This is a genomic window from Chryseobacterium mucoviscidosis, assembly GCF_002177115.1.
Classification (GTDB): Bacteria; Bacteroidota; Bacteroidia; order Flavobacteriales; family Weeksellaceae; genus Chryseobacterium; species Chryseobacterium mucoviscidosis.
On the sequence record NZ_MVAG01000178.1, the window covers coordinates 1 to 265 of the forward strand.

Annotated in this window: 1 pseudogene; it reads left to right on the forward strand. The window is 45.7% G+C overall.

From position 1 onward, the window contains the following. Nucleotides 1-155: 155 nt before the first annotated feature. Nucleotides 156-265 (forward strand): annotated as a pseudogene (locus B0E34_RS22860) (transcriptional regulator LrhA); the annotation flags it as partial.

Genomic DNA, 265 nt, shown 5'->3' on the forward strand with positions numbered 1-265 from the left:
ATGTGAGTCGCTTTTTTAGTGCAACTCATATGCATTTTTACTTTCGTCCGGGTTCCGGATGAAACTGCCAGGGAGGCACATTACAAATGGAATTGCTTGTTTGTGTGTGCACAGCATTAACCAGCTCAGTATGAGCCGCCAGTAAGTGATAATATATGATAAGTGCAAATCGTCCGATAATTAACCTCGACCTCGATCTGCTGAGAACATTTGTTGCTGTTGCCGATCTGAACACTTTTGCTGCCGCAGCTGCCGCTGTGTGTCG